The 17,268-nt window shown below is 65.6% G+C and carries 13 protein-coding genes; 11 read left to right on the forward strand and 2 right to left on the reverse strand.

The genetic code is table 11. The features are described 5' to 3' along the window. Nucleotides 1-16: 16 nt before the first annotated feature. From IGS58_RS10465 to IGS58_RS10510, 10 genes are all read left to right on the forward strand, one after another. Complete coding sequence (locus IGS58_RS10465) at nucleotides 17-682, forward strand: PEP-CTERM sorting domain-containing protein (RefSeq protein ID WP_070254198.1); 666 nt, start codon at nucleotides 17-19, stop codon at nucleotides 680-682. 201 nt (nucleotides 683-883) lie between these two features. Further along, complete coding sequence (locus tag IGS58_RS10470) at nucleotides 884-3,049, forward strand: type I secretion system permease/ATPase (RefSeq protein ID WP_230521293.1); 2,166 nt, start codon at nucleotides 884-886, stop codon at nucleotides 3,047-3,049. Next, on the forward strand, nucleotides 3,046-4,359 hold the full coding sequence (locus tag IGS58_RS10475) for an HlyD family type I secretion periplasmic adaptor subunit (RefSeq protein ID WP_230521294.1): 1,314 nt from the start codon (nucleotides 3,046-3,048) through the stop codon (nucleotides 4,357-4,359). Before IGS58_RS10470 ends, IGS58_RS10475 begins: the two co-directional genes overlap by 4 nt. Beyond that, nucleotides 4,359-5,651 (forward strand): TolC family protein, encoded by a 1,293-nt coding sequence (locus IGS58_RS10480; RefSeq protein ID WP_230521295.1) that lies wholly within the window; start codon nucleotides 4,359-4,361, stop codon nucleotides 5,649-5,651. The genes IGS58_RS10475 and IGS58_RS10480 overlap by 1 nt, the downstream gene beginning before the upstream one ends. Before the next feature lie 94 nt (nucleotides 5,652-5,745). Further along, complete coding sequence (locus IGS58_RS10485; RefSeq protein WP_230521296.1) at nucleotides 5,746-7,023, forward strand: lipoprotein-releasing ABC transporter permease subunit; 1,278 nt, start codon at nucleotides 5,746-5,748, stop codon at nucleotides 7,021-7,023. A gap of 32 nt (nucleotides 7,024-7,055) precedes the next feature. Further along, nucleotides 7,056-8,321 (forward strand): lipoprotein-releasing ABC transporter permease subunit, encoded by a 1,266-nt coding sequence (locus IGS58_RS10490; protein WP_034788539.1) that lies wholly within the window; start codon nucleotides 7,056-7,058, stop codon nucleotides 8,319-8,321. A 16-nt stretch (nucleotides 8,322-8,337) separates the two neighbouring features. Then, complete coding sequence (lolD, locus tag IGS58_RS10495) at nucleotides 8,338-9,063, forward strand: lipoprotein-releasing ABC transporter ATP-binding protein LolD (RefSeq protein WP_034788536.1); 726 nt, start codon at nucleotides 8,338-8,340, stop codon at nucleotides 9,061-9,063. Between the two features lie 22 nt (nucleotides 9,064-9,085). Further along, a complete protein-coding gene (locus IGS58_RS10500) occupies nucleotides 9,086-9,883 on the forward strand; it encodes a TatD family hydrolase (RefSeq protein ID WP_070254240.1) in 798 nt (265 codons plus the stop codon). A 4-nt stretch (nucleotides 9,884-9,887) separates the two neighbouring features. Next, a complete protein-coding gene (locus tag IGS58_RS10505; RefSeq protein ID WP_230521297.1) occupies nucleotides 9,888-11,129 on the forward strand; it encodes a PQQ-dependent sugar dehydrogenase in 1,242 nt (413 codons plus the stop codon). A gap of 94 nt (nucleotides 11,130-11,223) precedes the next feature. Continuing rightward, complete coding sequence (locus IGS58_RS10510) at nucleotides 11,224-11,697, forward strand: T6SS effector amidase Tae4 family protein (protein ID WP_070254202.1); 474 nt, start codon at nucleotides 11,224-11,226, stop codon at nucleotides 11,695-11,697. Nucleotides 11,698-11,700: 3 nt separating this feature from the next. Here the strand turns inward: IGS58_RS10510 and IGS58_RS10515 are convergent, their stop codons facing one another. Both IGS58_RS10515 and IGS58_RS10520 read right to left on the reverse strand, forming a co-directional pair. Continuing rightward, entirely contained in the window at nucleotides 11,701-13,686 is a 1,986-nt protein-coding gene (locus IGS58_RS10515; RefSeq protein WP_099388027.1) for a helicase-related protein, read from the reverse strand. 85 nt (nucleotides 13,687-13,771) lie between these two features. Beyond that, nucleotides 13,772-14,605, reverse strand: a complete 834-nt coding sequence (locus IGS58_RS10520; RefSeq protein WP_230521298.1) for a class I SAM-dependent methyltransferase — start codon at nucleotides 14,603-14,605, stop codon at nucleotides 13,772-13,774. Between the two features lie 184 nt (nucleotides 14,606-14,789). Here IGS58_RS10520 and IGS58_RS10525 point away from each other — a divergent pair, with 184 nt between their 5' ends. Then, entirely contained in the window at nucleotides 14,790-17,225 is a 2,436-nt protein-coding gene (locus tag IGS58_RS10525; RefSeq protein WP_230521299.1) for a DNA internalization-related competence protein ComEC/Rec2, read from the forward strand. The last annotated feature ends 43 nt before the right edge of the window (nucleotides 17,226-17,268 follow it).

Here is a 17,268-nt window from a genome sequence, read left to right on the forward strand (position 1 = left end):
AAATAGGGAAACCACCATGAAACAATCCATGCACCTGCTCGTTCGCGGCGCCATCGCCGCAGCCACGTTCGCCCTCGCCAGCGGCAGCGCCCTGGCTGCCTCCAACCTGCAAGTCGTCGATTCGCACAGCGTCAGCCTGTTTACGGCTGCCGGCGGCGCCTTCGGCTCGGGCAACGCCATCTCGCCGACCTTGTGGGAAGTCAAATACGACAGCAACACTTTCCTGGCGTTTTGCCTCGATCCCCATGTCGCACTGAGCAATAGTTCGAACAGCTACAGCAGCGGCGCCTTTGCCGCCAGCGATTCCGTCAAGCGCCTGTATGAAGGGTATTACGCCTCGTCCATCGCGAATGTGTCGACCAGCGCCAACAGCGCCGCCGCCTTCCAGCTGGCACTGTGGGAATTGAATAACGACAACACGAACCTGCTGACGGGCGACTTGCGCTTCAAAAACCTGAGCAATGCCGTCGTCAGCCAGGCCAACGCCATGCTGGGCGTTGCCACGGGCAATGGCGCCATCCAGAACCTGTACAGCTACACGAGCTTGACGAGCGTCAACCCGGCTTCGCAAACCTTGCTCAGCGTGTCGCCGGTGCCGGAAGCGCAAACCTGGGCCATGCTGGTCGCGGGCCTGGGCCTGCTGGGCTTCATGGCGCGCCGTCGCAAGGCTGGCGCAGTATAAATCGGCAGCAGTGGTATTGACTTGGTAGTTTCTGCTGCGGTGCGTCCGTCAAGACGCACCGCAGTTTTTATTTTTTCACAACATCATTCTGAATAGCTGTTATTACTATGGCACAATGTTTCTGCAAACCACCACTGCGCGACCTTGACAATAGTTCCTCACTGTTCATTGCAACTGTCTGAGATCGGATTTGAGCTCATCATGACGCCACCTTCTGCCGCGCACGCCGCCGTCGACGCTTCCCCATCCACCGCCTGCGCTGACACGCTTGCCGACGCCATCGTCTTCCTGGCCTGCCTTCTTGGCACCGGCGTGCAAGCCGAGCGCCTGCGCGCCAGCGTGACCGCGCATGGCGACCCGGCCGCCGCCGATTTTCTCGACCAGGCGCTCAGCCATGCCAGCCTGGCCGGCACCGCGCTGCCCATGGACAAGCCGCGCCGTCCGACGGAAATGCCGGCCTTGCTGCTCAATGGGGAAGGGCAGGCGCTGGTGGTGCTGAGCATTGCCGATGGTAAATATGAATGCCACGTGCCCGGCATCGCCGGCACCTCCTGGCTCGATGCGGCCGCGCTGGCCCTGGAAGTGCCCGCCGGGCGCTGGGTGGCCGTGCGGCCCGTGATGTTTTTCGACCAGCGCAGCTTGCTCTACAGCATGCCCGTGGCGGGACGCTGGTTCTGGGATGTCTTCAACCGCAACCGCTGGGTATTTCGCTGGGCCCTGCTGGGCACGCTGGTGCTGAACGTCATCGGCGCGCTGGTGCCATTCTATGCGATGGCCGTGTATGACCGCGTGATCCCGAACAATGCCACGTCCAGCCTGTGGGTGCTGACCATTGCCGTGGTGGTGCTGACGGGCTTCGAACTGGCTCTGCGCCTGCTGCGCGGCGAACTGGTGGAAACGGCGTCGCGCCGCATGGACGTGGCGCTCTCGTCGAACATCTTCGCCCAGTGTCTGCGCCTGCGCGCGGCCAGCCGTCCCGCCTCCGGGGGGACTTTGGCCAATACCGTGCGCGATTTCGAATCCGTGCGCGAATTCTTTGCCTCGACCACCCTGACGACCCTGGGCGACTTGCCGTTCCTGCTGCTGTTCCTGCTGGTCATCGCCTTTGTCGGCGGCTGGCTGGTGCTCGTGCCGCTGGCCGTCATCCCGATCCTGCTGCTGGTGGCCTTTGCCTCGCGCGCCGCCCTGGCGCGCCACGTGGCCGCCTCGATGCAGGAAAGCGCGCAGCGCACGGCACACCTGTTTGAAACCATGAATGGCCTCGACACCATCAAGGCGCTGGGCGCCGAAGCCTGGAGCCGGCGCAAATGGGAAAGCCTGACGGTGGCCATCGCCGCCAACAGCGTCGAGACGCGCGAAATCGTCAGTCGCGTCAACTACATCAACACGGCCGTGCTGGCCCTGTCCGGCGTGGCCGTGGTGGCCACGGGCGCCTTGCTGATGGGAGAACACCTGCTGACCCTGGGCCAGATCATCGCCGTGAGCATGCTGACGGGACGCGCCCTGGCGCCCGTGAGCCAGATCGCGGGCCTGATCATCCGCTGGGAACAGACCAAGCTGTCCTACCACGCGCTGAACAAGATCATGGAAGCGCCGACCGATGATGACTTGGCCAGCCTGCAGGCGCCCCCGCTGTCCGGGCGCATCGAGTTCCGCGACGTGGGCTTTGCCTACCCGAATTCGCCGCCGCTGTTGGATAAACTGAACCTGCACATCCGTCCCGGCGAACGGGTCGGCGTGATCGGCAAGCTCGGTTCCGGCAAGAGCACCTTGCTGCGCTTGCTGCTGAACCAGTATGGTCCGCAAAGCGGCAGCGTACTGTTCGACGACCTGTCCAGCACCCAGCTGGAGCCTTTGAGCCTGCGCCGCCAGATCGGCTACGTGCCGCAGGACGTGACCCTGTTCCACGGCACCCTGCGCGAAAACATCGAACTGGGACGCAGCCAGCCCGACGATGCGGCCCTGCTCGATGCCATCCGCCTGGCCTGCCTCGATGACATCATCACCCAGCTGCCCAACGGCGTGGCGACGGAAGTGGGCGAACGGGGCGAACGCCTGTCCGGCGGCCAGCGCCAAGCCGTGGCCATGGCCCGCGCCTTGCTCGTGAAACCGCCCATGCTGCTGCTCGATGAGCCGAGCAGCATGTTCGACCCGGCCACCGAGCAGCGCCTGATCGCCCGCCTGCGTACATTAAAGGATACGACCATCGTGCTCGTCACGCACCGCATGGCCATGCTGGCGCTGGTGGACCGCCTGATCGTCTTCGACAAGGGGCGCATCGTGGCCGACGGCCCGCGCGATGAGGTCATGCGCGTGCTCAATAGCCAGGCAGCCAAGCCTGCGGTGGGACAGGGAGCCACGGCATGAGCGCCCTGAACGCCCGTCCGCTGCCAGCGGCCCACCCGGACCCGGAACGCGAACCGCAGCGCATCGTCATGCGCATGCTGGCGCTGATCGCCGTATTGCTGGTGCTGGTGCTGGTCTGGGCCACCTTCGCCCAGCTCGACGTGTCCGTGAATGGACGCGGCGCCATCACGCCGCCGTCGCACCTGCAGGAAGTGCAAAGCCTGGAAGGGGGCATCGTGCGCGAAATGCTGGTGAAGCCGGGCCAGCGGGTGCGCCGCGGCGACTTGCTGCTGCGCCTGGACACGGCCCAGTACGAGGCCAACCTGGGCGCCAGCGTGCAGAATCGCCTGGCCGCGCTGGCGGGCAGGGCGCGCCTCGATGCGCTGCTGTCCGGTGGTACTCCCCGGTTTGCGCCGGAATGGCAGAAAGAGGCGCCCGAGCTGATCGCCAAGGAAACGCAGTTGTGGCGCGATGGCCAGCGCGAGTTCGCGTCGGCCACGGCGGCCGCGCGCGAAGGCGTGACGCGGCGGCGCGGCGAGCTGGCCGAGGCGCACAGCCGCATCGCGCAACTCGATACGGGCCTGAAGATCGCGCTGGAAAGCCTGTCGATCGAGGAACGCCTGTTCAAGGAGGGCGCCGGTTCGCGCGGCGACTACCTGAATGCGCAGCAGCGCGTGCAGCAGCAGCGCACGGAACTCGACAGCCTGCGCGCTTCCGTGCCGCGCCTGGCGGCCACCCTGGCCGAGGCGCAGGCGCAGGCCGGCGAAGTGGAAGCGCGCATGCGCGGCCAGTGGGGTGCCCAGCGCAGCGAATATGAAACCAAGGCGGGAGCCCTGGCCAGCACCGTGAAAGGCCAGCAGGACCAGGTGAGCCGGCGCGATGTGACGGCGCCCGTCGACGGTGTCGTCAACCGCGTGCTGGTGGCGACGGTCGGCGGCGTGGCGCAGCCGGGCAAACCTATCCTGGAAATCGTGCCCGCCGATTCGGAAATGCTGATTTCCGTGCGCGTGAAACCGTCGGACATCGGTTTTATCCACGTGGGGCAGCGCGCTTCGGCCAATGTGCTGGCGTATGACGCCACCACCTATGGACGCATGCAGGCGCAGGTGGTGCGCGTGGGCGCCGATGCGATTCCCGATGAACGCAACGAGCCGTATTTCGAGGTGCAGCTGAGTACCGACCGCAGCCAGTTGACGGCGCACGGCAAGGTGCTGCCGATTACGCCTGGCATGCCCGTCGACGTGGGCATCCTGACGGGGCGCCGCTCGGTGCTGCAATATGTGTTCAAGCCCGTGCTGCGCGGCTTGCAGTCTTCCCTGCAGGAGCGGTGATGCGTGCTTTTTTACTTTGCATGGCATTCGCCTGCGCAAACGCGGTGGCCCAGCCGGCACCGCCGGCCACTTTCCAGGCGCAGTCCACGCGCGGCTTGCCCGCCTTGCTGGCGCGCGCCGTGCCGCGCGACCCGCAGGTGATCGCGGCGCAGGCGGCGCTGGCCACCACCGAAGCGCGCTACAAGCAGGCCCGCTCGCGGCTGTTCCCGACTGCGGCACTGCAGGCGACGCGGGGGCGCAGCAATGACCTCGATGGCGCGCTGGACGTGGAACGGCGCACGCACCAGGTGGAAGCGAGCGTGCGCTGGAATGTGTACAACGGCGGCGCCGACCGCGCCGAACTCGATGCGGCCGAGCGCGAAATGGCGGGCGCCGCCTTCGACGTGGAGCGGGCACGCGCGGAAAGCGCGGAAAAACTGGCCGAAGCGTATTTCGACATGCAGCGCCTGGAACGCAGCCTGATGCAATCGCAGGAACGCCTGCGCGATGTGACGCAGCTGGTGCGGCAGGTGACGCGCCAGGCGGAACTGGGCAAATCATCGGAAGTGGACCGCGAACTGGCGCAAAGTTCGCAGCTGGACGCGGAACTGGTGCACGACGGCTTGCTGACGGACCAGCAGGCGGCGCGCATCAAGCTCGAGGCGCTGGCCTTCGAGCCGGTGGCGCAGTTTGCCGATTTCGCCTTTGCGCCGCTGCCGGCGCAAGCCCTGGAAAACGCCGATACGCAGCAGGCGCAGTTGCGCGCCGCGCGCGAGCGGGCGGCGGCGGCCCAGCTGCGCGTGCGCGGCGTGGCGGCCACCCTGGCGCCGAAAGTGGACCTGAACGTCAGCCATCTGCTCAATAACAAGACCACGCCGCCGCCCTCGACCATCCAGCAGCGGGGCTGGTCGGTCGGCGTGAGCTGGGAATTCCCGCTCGGCGGCGGCAGCCTGGCGCAGCGCGACGAGAGCATCAGCCGCGCCCAGGCGGCCGATGCGGACGTGGCGCGCGCCGAGCAGGGCACGCGCGCCGACCTGGCCAGCATGCTGCCGCGCATCGCCAATGCGCAGCGCACCCTGGCCCTGCTCGACGAGCAGGAAAGGAAGTTGGCCTTCGTCGTGCGCGGCGGGACCATCCAGTATGAGGCGGGACGGCGCAACCTGCAGCAGGTCATCCAGACGCGCGACAGCTATTTCACGGTGCAGCAGCGGCGCATCGACCAGCTGCACCGTCTGACCCTGGCGCAGATGCGCCAATATGCGCTGGCGGGGCAGCTGCTGGCCGTGTTCGGCCTTGCGCAGGAGGAAAAATAGGGCCGGCGTGCGCTGTTTCACGCAGACTTGATGCATGAAATGCCCATTGTGTGGCACACTGCGCGCTCGCATATCATCGTTGTCGCGGGAGCGCATGAGCATCATCAAACAATTTCCCTTCGAGTGGCAGGTCGGCGTGCGCTATACGCGCGCCGGGAAACGCAGTGGCCGCAACAGCTTCATTTCCTTCATCTCCCTCATTTCCGTGGCCGGCATCGGCCTGGGCGTGGCCGCCCTGATCGTCGTCCTGTCCGTCATGAACGGCTTCCAGAAGGAAGTCACGGACCGCCTGATGTCGGTGCTGGCCCATGTCGAGGTGTTCGATACCAGCGGCTCCATGCCGAACTGGCAGGCGCAGGAGCGCGCCGCCTACGCCAACCCGCAAGTGAAGGCCGTGTCGCCGTTCGTGGAAACCCAGGGCATGCTGCTGAACGACGAAACCATGCGCCCGTCCGTCGTGCGCGGCGTGCTGCCGCAGCAGGAAGCCACCGTCTCCAGCGTGGCCTCCCAGATGAAGCAGGGCAGTTTCAAGGATCTCACGCCAGGTTCCTATAACATCGTGCTGGGCATCGACCTGGCCAAGGCCCTCGACGTAAAAGTGGGGCAGAACGTCACCCTGATGCTGGAACGCGAGCCGAGGGCGGGCGACCCGGCCAATGGCATCGTCATGCCGCGCATGCGCGCGCTCATGGTCGCCGGCATCTTCGAGGCCGGTCACAATGAACTCGATGGCAGCCTGGCCTTTGTCAACATGCAGGACGCCGAGCAGCTGCTGCAGCTCGATGGCCCGTCCGGCCTGCGCTTGCGCCTGCATGACATGAACCAGGCGCCGCAGGTGGCGCGCGAACTGAAAGCCTCGATGCCGGGCCAGCTGTGGATGCGCGACTGGTCGCGCGCCAGCGCCAGCTGGTATGCGCTGGTGCAAAGCCAGAAGAACATGATGTTCATCATCCTCAGCATGATCATTGCCGTGGCCGCGTTCAACCTCGTCTCGACCCTGGTGATGTCGGTCACCGACAAGCAGGCCGACATCGCCATTCTGCGCACCCTGGGCGCCTCGCCATTCTCCATCATGAAGATCTTCATGATCCAGGGTGCGCTGGTGGGCTTGCTGGGCAGCGCGCTGGGCGTGATCGGCGGCGTCGTGCTGGCGCTGAACGTGGGCGTCATCGTGCCTTTCATCGAAGGCATCTTCGGCCTGCACTTCATCTCGAAGGAAATCTACCAGATCAGCGCCGTGCCGTCCGACGTGCATTGGCTGGACGTGGCGCAGATCGGCCTGATCGCCTTTGGTCTGGCGCTGGTGGCGACCATCTACCCGAGCTGGCGCGCCGCGCGGGTCAAGCCGGCCGAGGCATTGCGCTACGAATAACACATCAAGAAACGATAAAGACCGCCTGAACAATGAGTATTTTCAAGAATCTGCCCTTCGAATGGCTGGTCGGCTTGCGCTACACGCGGGCCGGCAAGCGCAGTGGCCGCAACAGTTTTATCTCCTTCATCTCCCTCATTTCCATGGCCGGCATCGGCCTGGGCGTGGCGGCGCTGATCGTCGTGCTGTCCGTGATGAACGGTTTCCAGAAGGAGGTGACGGACCGCATGCTGTCCGTGCTGGCCCACGTGGAAGTGTTCGACAATAGCGGCAGCATGCCGGACTGGCGCGCGGAAGCGGCGCAAGCTTTTAAAAACCCGGCCGTGAAGGGCGCCGCGCCGTTCGTGGAAACGCAGGGCATGCTGCTGCGCGACGATGCGCTGCGCCCCGCCATCGTGCGCGGCGTGCTGCCCGAGGAAGAGCCGAACGTTTCCGACGTGGCCGGCCAGACGCGCATGGGCAGCTTCAAGGCCCTGCAGCCTGGCACCTTCAATATCGTGCTGGGCATCGAGCTGGCGCGCGCCCTGCGCGTCAACCTCGGCGAAAAAGTGACGCTGATGCTGGCGCAAGGCCAGGTCACGCCGGCCGGCGTGCTGCCGCGCATGCGCAGCTTTACCGTCAGCGGCATCTTCCAGGCGGGCCACAATGAATTCGACGCCGGTCTGGCTTTCATCAATATCGAAGACGGCCAGCGCCTGCTGCGTCTCGATGGCCCATCGGGCCTGCGTTTGCGCCTGGCCGACATGAACCAGGCGCCGCAAGTGGCGGCGGAACTGAAAAAAACCATGCCGGGCGACCTGTGGCTGCGCGACTGGTCCAAGCTCAATGCCAACTGGTTCGCTGCCGTGCAGACGGAAAAGCGCATGATGTTCATCATCCTGACCCTGATCATCGCGGTGGCCGCCTTCAACCTGGTCTCGACCCTGGTGATGACGGTGACGGACAAGCAGGCCGATATCGCGATTTTGCGCACCCTGGGCGCTTCTCCCCGTTCCATCATGAAGATCTTCATGATCCAGGGCGCGCTGGTGGGCATCCTGGGCACGATTCTGGGCGTGGGCGGCGGCGTGCTGGTGGCCATGAACATCGACGTCATCGTGCCCTTCATCGAGCATCTGCTGGGGGTGCAGTTCCTCTCCAAGGACATCTATTTCATCAGCACCGTGCCGTCCGACCTGCGCTGGCCCGACGTCACCAAGATCGGCGTGCTGGCCGTGATCCTCGCCTTTTTGGCGACCCTGTACCCAAGCTGGTGGGCTGCCCGCGTCAAACCTGCGGAAGCCCTGCGCTATGAATAAACCACTGACTACGACCATGACCGATCTGAACAAACCTGCCTCCAATGGCGCTTCCGCCGATTCTGCCGTGCTTTCCTGCCGCGGCCTGGGCAAGACTTTTACGCAGGGCAGCTACAAGGTGCAGGTGCTGGCCGGCATCGACATCGACGTCCACCGCGGCGAGCGGGTCGCCATCGTCGGCGCCTCGGGTTCCGGCAAATCGACCCTGCTGCACCTGCTGGGCGGCCTCGATACGCCCACCAGCGGCAAGGTGACCCTGCTGGGCAAGGACTTCGCTAACCTCAGCGAAAAGGCACGCGGCGACTTGCGCAACGCCTCGCTGGGTTTCGTCTACCAGTTCCACCACCTGCTGCCCGAGTTTTCCGCGCTGGACAACGTCGCCATGCCTTTGATGATACGGCGTATGAAGCGCGCGCCGGCCACCGAGCTGGCGCAGCAGATCCTCACGCGCGTGAACCTGGCCAAGCGCGTCACGCACACGCCGGGCGAGTTGTCGGGCGGCGAGCGCCAGCGCGTGGCCCTGGCCCGCGCCCTTGTCACGCAGCCGGCCTGCGTGCTGGCCGATGAACCGACGGGCAACCTCGATCACGCCACGGCCGAACAGATTTTCGACCTGATGCTGGAATTGTCGCGCACCCTGGGCACGGCCTTCGTCATTGTCACGCACGATATCGAGCTGGCCAAGCGCTGCGACCGCGTGCTGCGCCTGACGGACGAAGGGCTGCAGCCTTATCAATACTGAGCGATACTAAGGAGCTGCCATGCTGTGGATCGACACGCACTGCCACCTCGACGCGCATGAATTCGGCAGCGAATCGCTGCAAGTGGCGGCGCGCGCGCAGCAGCAGGACGTGGCGATGATCGTCATTCCCGCCGTCGAACGGGCCAATTTCGCCATCGTGCGCGACCTGGCGGCTGCGGCGCCCAACGCCTGCTATGCGCTGGGCATCCACCCGATCTACGTACCACACGCCACGGAAGACGATTTGATCGCCCTGCGCGAGGCCGTGGCCCTGGCGATGAACGACCCGCGCTTTGTCGCCATCGGCGAAATCGGCCTCGACTTCTTCATCCCCATGCTGTGCGAGCCGGCCATGCGCGCCAAGCAGGAGCATTTCCTGCGCGAGCAGCTGAAGATCGCCCGCGACTTCGATTTGCCTGTCTTGACGCACGTGCGCCGCTCGCAGGACATCGTCCTCAAACACGCGCGCCAGATCCGCCCGAACGGCGGCATCGCGCACGCGTTCAACGGCAGCTTCCAGCAGGCGCAGGGCTATATCGACCTCGGTTTCAAGCTCGGATTCGGCGGCGCCATGACGTTTACCCGCGCCTTGCAGATACGCCGCATGGCCGCCGACTTGCCTTTGGCGTCCATCGTGCTGGAGACGGATGCACCCGACATTTCCCCCAGCTGGGTCCACCCGGGCCGCAACAGCCCCGAAGAATTGCCGCGCATTGGCGCCGTGCTGGCCGAGCTGCGCGGCCTGGCATTGGCCGACGTGGCCGTTGCCACCAGCGCCAATGCGCGCGCCGTGATGCCCCGACTACCCCTGATGGAGTGAGACCATGAACAAGAAAATGCTTGCGGGCGCCCTGGCAGCCTGTATGTCCACCGTGTTGGCGCCCGCCATGGCGGCGACGGCCAGCGCCCAGTGCGACGGCATGCCGCGCCTCGACGTCACCACGCCGGCCGGCTTTTGCGTGGCCGTGCTGGCCGACGGCCTGAAATTTCCCCGTGGCGTGCTGCCGCTGACGAATGGCGACATCCTCGTCACGGATATGACGGGATGGGCGCCGAAGCAGGGTAAATTGTGGCTGTTGCAGCCCAAGGCGGCCGGTGGCGGCTACGAGCGCAAGCTGCTGCTCGACAAGCTCGATCGGCCGAACGGCATCGTGCAGGGGCCGGACGGCATGGTCTACGTGGGCGAGGTGGGGCGTATCTTCCGCTTCGACCTGCGCGATACCACGCGCACCCTCACCGACGTGATCGGCGGCAAGGCCAAGACGCCGCGCCTGCCGGGCCTCGGTTTGCACCTGCTGACGAACATGCGCTTCAGCCCCAAGGGCGACCTGTATGTGAACGTGGGCTCCAGCACCGACCATTGCGAAAATGATGGCAAGGCGCCCGACCCGGCCAAGGCTTGTCCTTCGGCGGAAGGCCTGGAAGCGCTGGGCGCCATCCGCGAATACACGATGGCCTGGCCGGCCGGCACGGTGACGAGCTGGCGCACGCATGCGCGCGGCTTGCGCAATTCGATGGCGCTGGCTTTTCACCCTGCGACGGGCGAGCTGTGGCAGGCGGAAAACTCGCGCGACGCCATCCAGGCCGCCATGCCGCAACTGAAAAGCGACGAGAACCTGCCGCACGAAGAACTGAATTTGATCAAGGCAGACCGGCACTACGGCTGGCCGTACTGCTACGACGACAATGTGGCCAGTCCCGAATATCCGAAGACGGCTTGCGACGCCCAATATGCGGCGCCGGAGCGTTTGCTGCCCGGCCATGCCGCCCCGCTGGGCATGACTTTTTACACGGCCAGCCGCTTCCCTGCGTTGTACAAAAATAGCCTGATCATCGGTTACCACGGCTACCGCAGCAACGGCCACCGCCTGGTGGCCCTGCTGCCCGACAAGGCCGGTGCGCCTATGGGCAAGTCCGTCGACTTGATCAGCAACTGGGAACGCAAGGGCAAACAGGGCAGGGGCGCGCCCGTCGACGTGAAGCAGGGCCAGGATGGCGATATCTATATGGCCGATGACCATAATGGGCTGGTGCTGAAGCTGCATTACGAGGCGGGCAAGCCGTAATGCATATCGCTTGACCTTGCTCAGTGCGGGGCTGCAGCATCCTCCTACAATCTGCCTGATGTTCCCTGGCGACCAGGGGCAACGGGAGGTTGACGTGAAACCTGCATTCATCAATCTGCGTGAAAATTACTCGAGCGTGGCGGCCGTCGACCAGGCAGCCCTGTTCCGCGAAATCGGCTGGGAAGACTTGATCGGCAAGGACAGCTTTGCCAACACCTGCGCCATCCGCGTCAGCCTGGCCCTGATCAAGGCCGGCGTCCAGGTCAGAGGCCGCATGGCCATCCGCAAGGGGCCGTTCAGGGGCGCGCTGATCGAACCGGGACAGGCCAAGCTGGCGCACATGCTGGCCAGCCCCTCGATGTTCGGCGCGCCCGAAAAATTCAGCCGGGATGCCGCCATGGCCGGCATCGGCCAGCGCCAGGGCCTGGTCGCCTTCTTCCGCATTCCCGGCTACCTGGGCGGCGCGGGCGGCCATATCGACATCCTGCTGCCGTCCATCGGCGTGAAGGTGTGCGGCACCGAATGCTACTGGGATTGTGGCGAGGTCTGGTTCTGGCCACTCGGTTGAGGCTTATTTGAACTTCTTCGACCGTCCGCGCGAAGCCGCATTGTGCGCGCGCAGGATGGAGTCGACCCGTTCCGACGCATCGCGCGACAGGTTTTGCGCGACGGCGATATCGGGGAAGAACTCGGGCAGGCGGTAGCTGAGCCAGGCATACGCGGAATAGTAGCGGCAGGTGTCTTCCACCTGCTGCAGATTCTGCGTGCCGCCGCCGTACGCGTGCTGGCGCAAGGTGCTCGTTTTTCCCTGCGACAGATTCTTCGCCCAGTGCTCCCACGCCGTTTGCAAGGACGGCACCTTGCTCGATATCGGCACCAGCGACAGGGTGAACTTGTCGGCCACGGACAGGGGCAGGGTGTCGAGCCAGACGGCCCGTTCCTTCTGGTCTTCCGTGATGCGGGGGAAGAAAAAGCCGTCCGGCACGTCGATATTGTGGATGAAGCGGCGCAGCAGTTTTGACAGCGACAGTTCGCCCGTCACCGACGAAATGCGGTGCAGATGTTCGAGCGAGGGCGCCACGGCAAAGCCGCTGGTGTTCAGCGGATGCAGCTTTTCCTTCAGCAGGGCGCGCATCACTTCATGCGTTTCGTTGTCGTAGCCGGCCACGAGGCCCTCTTCATGCACGCCGTAGCGGCCCGCGCGCCCGGCGATCTGGCGCGCCAGCGCGGCTGAAATCTCTTCCTCTTCGCGGCCATTGTATTTGACGCAGGTGGTCATGACGATGCGCGCGATCGGCATGTTCAAGCCCATCGCCAGCGCATCCGTGCCGACGACGATATCGGCCGTGCCGTCGCGGAAGCGCTGCGCCTGCGCGCGCCGCACTTCCGGCGACAGGTTGCCGTAGACGGTGGCCACTGACAGCCCCGTTTCCGTGATCATGTCGCGCCACATCAGCACTTCTCGGCGCGAAAAGGCGATGACGGCGTCGCCGCGGCGCAGGTTGCGCACCTTGCGCACGGCCGTCGGCTCCATCGACAGGGGCGCCATGCGTTTGAGTACGTGCACTTCCAGCGGGCAGTCCAGGCGCTCCGCCAGCGCCTCGATGGCGCGCCGCGCTTCGGGTGCCCCCACCAGGTAGACCGTGTGGGCGGGCGCGCCGCAGACGGCGGCCGTCCACGCGGCGCCCCGGTCCGGGTCGGCCAGCATCTGGATTTCATCGATGACGGCCACTTCCACGACGGTTTTCGTGTCCAGCATTTCCACCGTGCTGGCCACGTGCGTGGCGCCGTCAACGACCCTGCGCTCCTCGCCCGTGATCAGGCTCACGGCCAGCGGTTTGCCATGCGGCGCGGCTTCCTGCAGGCGTTCGTAGTTTTCCAGGGCCAGCAGGCGCAATGGCGCCAGATAGATGCCGCTCTTTGCCTTCACCAGCGCTTCCATGGCGCGGTGCGTCTTGCCGGAATTGGTGGGGCCCAGCAGGGCGATGAAGCGGCGCGGCAGGCGGCGCGCCATCTCGAACGAGGCCGGATACTCGGCCAGGTTGATGCTCTGGCGCGTGCGCGCCGCGTGCTGTTCTTCCTGCTGGCGCTCTATGGCGTGATTGAAACGCTGGCGGATGCGGTCGAACACCATGCCGGCCGGCTCCGACGTCTGCATGTCGGCCAGGGTATGCAGGAAAACCATCGGGTCCGTGTCGACGTCTTCGCTCAGGCCCGCTATATCGGCGACGAAATCGATCACGTGCTGGCGCAGCTCTTCGAAGACGGCCGCGCTGGCCCGTTCGCGCACCAGTGCCAGCTTGGTTTCGCGGTCCATCTTGCGCCACTTGGCAGGCCGCGCCAGCACGCCCTGGCTTGGTACCAGCGCATACGGCACCACCAGATGGCCCGCCTTGACCACGCCGGAAAAGCGCACGAAGACGCGGCCTTCCATCTTCACGAGGCGGATATGCTCGGCCAGTTCCCCCAGTTCCGCGACCAGGGTGGCATCGTTATTGTCTTCGCTGCTGTCGGAAATGTCGGTGGAAGTATCGGGAGGAAGTGCGGAGGAAGTCATGTCGTGCCTGGGTGTTGAAGTAAGCGAGGCCGATTATACCGTCGATGGGGGCGACCGGTGGTGGCCGGGCCTGGTGCTTGCATGTTCAGGCGGCACGCGCGCGCACCAGGCGCAGGCCCCAGCCCGTGGCGATCTTGCCATCGCTGTCTTGCAGATGCGCTGCGGCATCCAGGAACGCATCGCGCAGGCGCTGCCTGGCGCCATCGTCCAGGCGGTCGATATCGTAGGTGTCCAGCAGGGCCGTCCACAGTTCGCCCGGAGTGGGCGTCCATGGGACATCGATGTCGTCGACTTCAACGTCTGCGAAACCGGCATCGAGCAGTTCCCGCCAGCCGGCTTCGGAGCCCGTGCGGCGATCGCCGAAGCGCAGCGGCGGCAGCCCGGTGCTGGCGACCGGCTTGAACACGCGCATGAAAACGTCGTTCACTTCGCCCAGCAAGAACGTCCGGCCGACGATGGCCGCGAACTGGCCGCCGGGGTGCAGCACGCGACGGATTTCACGCATGACTTGTTCGATGTCGTCCATCAGCATCAGCGCCATGTGCGAGACGAGATAATCGACGCTGGCCGATGGCAGGTCGAGAGCCTGGCCCCGGCCTTGCAGCAGATGCACGGACGGGGGCAGGGCGGCGCGCGCGGCGGCCAGTTCAGTCTGGCTCATGTCGACGCCGAGCAGTTGCAGCCGGCGCTGCCGTCTGGCTGCCAGCAAGCCCAGCAGATGGCCGTCGCCGCAGGCCAGGTCGAGCACGCTTGATGGCGTGTCCACGGCAGGTACCAGGCTGGTCAGCACGTCGTAGGACGAGGCCCAGCTGCCGGCCGGGGAACTGGCCGGCAGGTGGCCAAACGCGGTGCTGGTCACGCCGACTTGCCTTTGATGAAAGTCCTGTAAATAGGTTTCGGCCGCTGTCAGTAGGGTCATGCAAGATCCGCAAAGTCGTGGCGCCTTTGCGCCGGATGGCCATCTTAGCATGCGGAAAGTTCCGCCAGCGGTGGTGCCGGATGGCGTGACTGAACCTTCTTATTCAGGGCACCATTGCGCCAGATCAGACGGTAAAGAGGAGAAAGGGGGCACAGTTGTTGAGCCCTTTTCGCAGCGAGCTCCCATGCGCACCCTGATACTCGGCTTTGCCGCTGGCGCCGCCTGGTTGCAGACGCAGGCAAGCTTGCCGCCGTACGGGGGCGTGCTGCTGTGGGTGACCGCTGGCGTGTCGCTGCTGGCGGCACTGCTGCTGTGCCGCCATGCGCGCTGGCATTCCTGGTGGCGTTCCACTGTTGCGCTTGCCGCTGGCGTGGGACTGGGCTTTTACTGGGCCGCCTGGCTGGCCCAGGCCGCCATGGCGCCGCAACTGGCGCTGGCTGATGAAGGCCAGGACATTGTTGTCACGGGTACGGTAGCCAGCCTGCCGTACCGCTTCGAGCAGGGCGTGCGCTTCAATTTTGCCGTGGAGAAGGCTGTTGGGGCGAAGGTGCCGCCCCTGATCGCCCTGTCCTGGTACGCAGGTTTTCGTGATGAAGTGACGAACGAGGTGGGCGACGTGCAGCCGGGCGAACGCTGGCGCCTGACGGTGCGCTTGCAGCGTCCGCACGGCAATGCGAATCCGATGGGTTTTGACTACGAGGCGTGGCTGCTGGAGCAGGGCGTGCGCGCCACGGGCTATGTGCGGCCGCAGCCGCGCGCCGATACGCCGAACGTGCGCCTGGCCGCCTTCGTACCCGGCTTCGGCAACGTGGTGGAGGCCAGCCGCGCGGCATTGCGCGCGCGCATCGTGCGCAGCCTGGAAGGAAAGCAGTATGCGGGCGTGATCGTGGCGCTGGTGGTGGGCGACCAGCGGGCGATTCCCCAGTCGGACTGGCAAGTGTTCAACCGCACTGGCGTGAGCCATCTGATTTCGATATCCGGTCTGCACATTACCATGATCGCGGGACTCTTTGCGCTTGGTGCCGGCACGTTGTGGCGGCGCTCGTTTTTTACCGGCTGGCAGTTGCCACTGCGGCTGCCGGCGCAAAAGGTGGCGGCGCTGGCCGGCGCGCTGGCGGCATTTTTGTATGTGCTGCTGGCCGGCTTTGGCGTGCCCGCGCAGCGCACCTTGTATATGTTGCTGGTGGTGGCGCTGGCCCTGTGGCTGGGACGCATCGCCAGCATCGTCCATATCCTGTGCCTGGCGCTGGGCGTGGTCGTGCTGCTCGATCCGTGGGCCGTGCTGTGGCCCGGCTTCTGGCTGTCGTTCGGCGCCGTCGCCACCATGCTGTACGCAACGGCAGGGCGCACCACGGCGTCCATGCCGCCGCAGGCCGGACGCTGGCGCCGTTTGCTTGCTGCCGTGGCGCTGGGCGCACACACGCAGTATGTGGTGACGGTGGGGCTGGTGCCGTTGACGATGCTGCTGTTCTCGCAAGTGTCGCTCGTGTCGCCTGTCGCCAATGCGCTGGCCATTCCTGTCATCAGCCTGGTCGTCACGCCCTTGTCGCTGGCTGGCAGCCTGCTGCCAGCGCCCCTGTCTGACGGATTGCTGCTGCTGGCGCACACCATCGTGCAGATGCTGGCGCAGGTGCTCGAATGGCTGGGCGCGCGCCGCTTTGCCGTGTGGACGGCGCCCGCGCCGCCAATGTGGAGTTTTTGCTGGGCATTGTTTGGCACGGCCTGGCTGCTGGCGCCACGCGGCTGGCCGCACCGCTGGGCGGGCATGCTGGGCTGGCTGCCGCTGCTGACGGCCTTGCCGTCCAGTCCGCCACCGGGTGGCATGTGGGTGACGGCCTTTGACGTGGGGCAGGGCATGGCCGTGCTGGTGGAAACGCCTGGCCACCGCCTGCTGTATGACACGGGCCCTGCCTACAGCCTCGATTCCGATGGCGCCAGCCGGGTCATCGTGCCTTATCTGCGCGCACGCGGCATAGCCAAGCTGGACGGCGTGATCATTTCCCACAGCGACCTCGATCACGCAGGCGGCGCCATGTCTCTGTTGGAGAACGTGCAAGTGGGCTGGCTGGCCTCGTCGCTGTTCGATGGCCATCCCGCCATCGAGGCGCGGCGGGCGTTGCACAAACCCTATCTGCACTGCATGGCGGGCCAGAGCTGGACGTGGGAAGGCGTGCACTTCGCCATGCTGCACCCGCTGCCCGCCAGCCATACGGACATCAGCTTGACGCCGAACGCCCGCAGTTGCACCGTGAAAATCACGGCAGGCAAGCACTCGATCCTGCTGGCTGGCGACATCGAAGCGGCGCAAGAGGCGCAATTGCTGGCGCGCTCGGCGGAGGGCGACCTGGCCGCCGACGTAGTGCTGGCGCCCCATCATGGCAGCGGCACCTCGTCGACGCCGGCGTTCCTGAACGCCGTCCATCCGACCTTGGCGATTTTCCAGGTGGGACACAGGAACCGTTATAAGCATCCGAAGGCGCAAGTGTATGCGCGCTATGGGGACATGGGTATTGCGCGGCTGCGCACGGATGTGGAAGGAGCGGTGGTGCTGGCGTTTGGCGACGGTATCGGCGTGACCTTGTATCGGGCCAGCCGGCCGCGTTACTGGCATGGGCGCTAGCGCTTTCATGCTACGCTCCCGCAACATCGTTCCAGGAGTCCAG

The sequence above is a fragment of the Janthinobacterium sp. EB271-G4-7A genome, from assembly GCF_020858075.1.
GTDB lineage: Bacteria > Pseudomonadota > Gammaproteobacteria > Burkholderiales > Burkholderiaceae_D > Janthinobacterium > Janthinobacterium lividum.

Bases quoted from the DNA above. Each gene is read 5' to 3' on its own strand.
- IGS58_RS10470 (WP_230521293.1), top strand. From the start codon at position 884: ATGACGCCACCTTCTGCCGCGCACGCCGCCGTCGACGCTTCCCCATCC.
- IGS58_RS10485 (WP_230521296.1), top strand. From the start codon at position 5,746: ATGAGCATCATCAAACAATTTCCCTTCGAGTGGCAGGTCGGCGTGCGC.
- IGS58_RS10505 (WP_230521297.1), top strand. From the start codon at position 9,888: ATGAACAAGAAAATGCTTGCGGGCGCCCTGGCAGCCTGTATGTCCACC.
- IGS58_RS10490 (WP_034788539.1), top strand. From the start codon at position 7,056: ATGAGTATTTTCAAGAATCTGCCCTTCGAATGGCTGGTCGGCTTGCGC.
- IGS58_RS10465 (WP_070254198.1), top strand. From the start codon at position 17: ATGAAACAATCCATGCACCTGCTCGTTCGCGGCGCCATCGCCGCAGCC.
- lolD (WP_034788536.1), top strand. From the start codon at position 8,338: ATGACCGATCTGAACAAACCTGCCTCCAATGGCGCTTCCGCCGATTCT.
- IGS58_RS10525 (WP_230521299.1), top strand. From the start codon at position 14,790: ATGCGCACCCTGATACTCGGCTTTGCCGCTGGCGCCGCCTGGTTGCAG.
- IGS58_RS10515 (WP_099388027.1), bottom strand. From the start codon at position 13,686: ATGACTTCCTCCGCACTTCCTCCCGATACTTCCACCGACATTTCCGAC.
- IGS58_RS10475 (WP_230521294.1), top strand. From the start codon at position 3,046: ATGAGCGCCCTGAACGCCCGTCCGCTGCCAGCGGCCCACCCGGACCCG.
- IGS58_RS10520 (WP_230521298.1), bottom strand. From the start codon at position 14,605: ATGACCCTACTGACAGCGGCCGAAACCTATTTACAGGACTTTCATCAA.
- IGS58_RS10480 (WP_230521295.1), top strand. From the start codon at position 4,359: ATGCGTGCTTTTTTACTTTGCATGGCATTCGCCTGCGCAAACGCGGTG.